Below are 3,555 nucleotides of genomic sequence, written 5' to 3' on the forward strand. Positions count from 1 at the left end.
CAGACCGACGACCCAACGCAGCGTCGGATTATCTCTGCGCGCTCGCGCCTTGCCAGCAAAACTCGCCCCAGCGGGTCTTGAGGATAAGCTTCAGTTGCCGCCAAGCGTTCATTGCGATCTCTGCCGCCCGCCGGCCGAGCACGAGGGGCTGGTGCTTGACCTAGTCGACAACTTTGGCTGCTTCGTCGCATATTTGCGACGCCGCACTTGCCTCACTTACCTGGATGAGCAAGCGCGGCTTAGTCTACCGCGCGATTGAGAGTGGGGCGATCAAGTGCCTATAGTACCCCGCGGCTGTAAAGGTTCAGATCGAATTTGGCAGCCGCCAAAGCCGCTGGACGATCGGGCGACGGAAAGCACTTCAGCTCCTCTCCTGATCATCATGGGTATGATGCAAGTCACGTTCTCCTCCCCCGCCAGAGACAGTCGAACGCCTGCTATTCGTAGGCGAACCTGAGGTCGGCCGGTCATGCTCTCGACCGCCTTTCTCTGGATGCTTTCGATCCTGCCGGGACGAACCTGGGCCTCCGAAGCGTTCGGTCTCTGAGTTTTTGCGGGACATCCTGCACCTCCTACTGACGCCTGCTTCCTCGGTGAGCAACCCCCCTTTCTATGCGACACGTTCCTCGGGCACCTTTGACTCACGTTAGTCGCCTTTGGCTTTCGTTCACGTGCAAATCGATCAAGCGACAGCTCGTCGCATGGAGGGTTTTGTCCCAATCCTGAGAGGCGTCTTCCGCAGCGTTACCGAGCGGGTTTGCCGAGGACTGCGCGGTCTCGATGTCGGAGTGGTATGTAGCTCACGTTTGTAGGCACTGACTCGCTACGTCCGTGGGTCACCTTTGACCGCCAGGTCAGCCTCGAACGCCTGGCTTCCTTTCTCGCTCCAGATCGCGCGCGCCCGTGCGCCCTGCTCACTTTCAAGCCTTTCCGCTATCCAGAGTAGCGCGCCGTAGATCATTGCGCGGTTGTCGCCGGCCAAGTGTGCGATGCGAGACTTGATGACAAGCCCGCCGAGTTCGATAAGGTGCCGGGTGCGTTTGCGGCGCTCAACCTGCCACTTGCGCATGTCATCTCGCGCCCTGACGGCCTGATGGCGATTGCGGGCCGCTTGGTTGCGCAGGAGCGACACTAGAGTTGCGGTCAGCTGCTGGCGCATTTCGCCGCGACCGGCCTTGAAAAAAGGAGGCCCCGCGCTTGGCCCATGCCTCCCTCTTCCCGGGTTCCTTTGTCTCAGCCAAAACGATCAGTGCGCCCGCCAGTTCGTCCGCGCTGAGTGCGTCCGCACCGGTGGCGATGACCAATTCGCCGAGCTGACGCACTTTGCGGGTCTTCAGGCCTCGTGCTTTGTCTTCGAGTGCCTTCAGGTCCGCGTCAAAGTCTCGTGGTTTGCGCATCGTCGTCTCCATGAGTTCGATGGAGAAATGATAGGCGAGCACACCGCAGAATGCTGTAAGGTCGGTAGGACATCCTGGGACAGTGCGATCCCTCCCGAGATTTTTTCGAGGGAGGGCGCGCTTATACGTCGTTCCGACGTGCGCTTCGCTGTGCCAGTGATTGGATCGCGATGGCGATCTATCATCTTCACGTCAAGGTCATTGGCCGGAAGGCTGGCAGCAGCGCGGTGGCTGCGGCGGCTTACCGCTCCGGCTCGCGCTTGCGCGACCAGCGCCTGGGCCGTCAGCAGGATTTTTCCGGGAAGCGCGGCGTCGTTCATTCCGAGGTGATGCTGCCGGAGAATGCGCCGGAGGCATGGAGCGACCGCGAGCGGCTCTGGAACGATGTCGAAGCGTTCGAAGTCCGGAAGGACGCCCAGCTTGCCCGGGAGGTCGAGTTCGCCCTTCCGCGAGAACTGACTGAGGCGCAGGGCATCGAGCTGGCTCGGGACTTCGTGCGCGGTGAGTTCGTCGACGTGGGTATGGTTGCTGATCTCAATGTGCATTGGGACAGGGGTGAGGACGGCATGCCCAAGCCCCATGCCCATGTGATGCTCACCATGCGCGCGGTCGACGAGAACGGCTTTGGCCGGAAGGTCCGGGACTGGAATCGCACGGAGATGGTCGAGCGCTGTCGCACACGCTGGGCCGAGCTTGTCAACGAGCGGCTGGCTGAACTCGACATCGACGCCAGGATCGACCATCGCAGTCTGGAAGCCCAGGGCATTGCGTTGGAGCCGCAAAGCCAGATCGGCGCGCCCGCCAAACGGATCGAGCTCCGGGGCATTGCAGGCGAACGGTTTGAGGCCGACCGCGCCGAGATGCACCGCGAGATCGCTCGCAACAACGGCGCGCGGATCATTGCCGATCCCTCCGTTGGACTGGACGCGATTACCCAGCAGCAATCGACCTTCACACGCCGCGATCTCGCCAAGTTCGCGCACCGGCACAGTGACGGGCTCGACCAGTTCAGCGCGGTCGTGGGCGCAATGCAGGGAGCGCCCGATCTGGTCGAACTCGGCAAGGACGCCCGCGGCGAAGACCGTTTCACCAGCCGCGGAATGATCGAGGCAGAACAGCGGCTGCACCGTGCCGCCGAACTGATGGCGGGACGGGAGCGCCATGAAGTGCGAGATGCTGAGCGCAGGGCAGCTTTGGCGCGCGCGGCAGCGCGCGGCTTGGTGCTTTCGCCGGAGCAGGCTGAAGCATTGGCGCATGTCACGAATAGACGCGATCTCGGCGTCGTGGTTGGCCATGCCGGGACGGGAAAGAGCGCAATGCTGGGGGTGGCGCGGGAGGCCTGGGAGGCGGCAGGCTTCGAGGTCCGTGGTGTGGCGCTGTCCGGCATTGCCGCGGAAAACCTCGAAAGCGGATCGGGCATTGCGTCGCGCACGATCGCCAGCCTGGAGCATGGCTGGGGACAGGGCCGTGATCTGCTCAAATCGAGCGATGTGCTTGTCATCGACGAGGCGGGGATGGTCGGCACGCGGCAGCTCGAGCGCGTGCTGTCACATGCTGCCGAGCGTGGAGCCAAGGTGGTGCTGGTCGGTGATCCGCAACAGCTCCAGGCGATCGAAGCCGGCGCGGCGTTCCGGTCGATTCATGAGCGTCACGGCGGCGCCGAGATCGGCGAAGTGCGCCGTCAGCGAGAGGACTGGCAGCGCGACGCCACGCGCAATCTGGCGACTGGCAAGGTGGGCCATGCGCTTGAGGCGTACCGCGCCCACGGCATGGTGCATGAGGCCGAGACTCGCGAGCAGACCCGGCGCGATCTGATCGAGCGATGGGATCGCGACCGGCTGGCGTCACCGGATGGGAGCCGGATCATCCTCACTCACACCAATGACGAGGTCCGCATCCTGAACGAGGCAGCGCGCGAGCGCATGCGGGCAGCGGGCGATCTCGGCGACGAGGTGGAGGTGACGGTCGAGCGCGGCGCGAGAAACTTTGCCAGCGGGGATCGGGTGATGTTCCTGCAGAACGAGCGCGGCCTTGGCGTCAAGAATGGCACGCTCGGGACCATCGAGCACGTCAGCGCGCAGTCCATAGCCGTGCAGACCGACGATGGCCGATCCGTGCGCTTCGACCTCAAGGATTACAATCGGCTCGACCATGGCTA

General features: G+C 63.5%; 3 protein-coding genes. 1 reads left to right on the plus strand and 2 read right to left on the minus strand.

Annotated elements, in window-relative coordinates; translation table 11 throughout:
• Nucleotides 1-823: 823 nt before the first annotated feature.
• Together BRAO375_RS22750 and BRAO375_RS36495 are read right to left on the minus strand one after the other, a co-directional pair.
• Nucleotides 824-1,069: a conjugal transfer protein TraD gene (locus BRAO375_RS22750; protein ID WP_009029802.1), complete on the minus strand. Its 246-nt coding sequence runs from the start codon at nt 1,067-1,069 to the stop codon at nt 824-826.
• Between the two features lies 1 nt (nt 1,070).
• On the minus strand, nt 1,071-1,397 hold the full coding sequence (locus BRAO375_RS36495) for a conjugal transfer protein TraD (RefSeq protein WP_083842517.1): 327 nt from the start codon (nt 1,395-1,397) through the stop codon (nt 1,071-1,073).
• Nucleotides 1,398-1,567: 170 nt separating this feature from the next.
• On the opposite strand from BRAO375_RS36495, the gene traA reads away from it, so the two are divergent.
• Nucleotides 1,568-3,555 (plus strand): Ti-type conjugative transfer relaxase TraA (gene traA, locus BRAO375_RS22755; RefSeq protein ID WP_035641690.1); only part of this gene is annotated, 1,988 nt, incomplete at its 3' end.

It is taken from the genome of Bradyrhizobium sp. ORS 375 (genome assembly GCF_000239775.1).
In the GTDB taxonomy this organism is placed as follows: domain Bacteria; phylum Pseudomonadota; class Alphaproteobacteria; order Rhizobiales; family Xanthobacteraceae; genus Bradyrhizobium.

Excerpts from the sequence above, each read along its gene's own strand:
- BRAO375_RS22750 (WP_009029802.1), bottom strand. The coding sequence starts at position 1,069 with ATGCGCAAGTGGCAGGTTGAGCGCCGCAAACGCACCCGGCACCTTATC.
- BRAO375_RS36495 (WP_083842517.1), bottom strand. The coding sequence starts at position 1,397 with ATGCGCAAACCACGAGACTTTGACGCGGACCTGAAGGCACTCGAAGAC.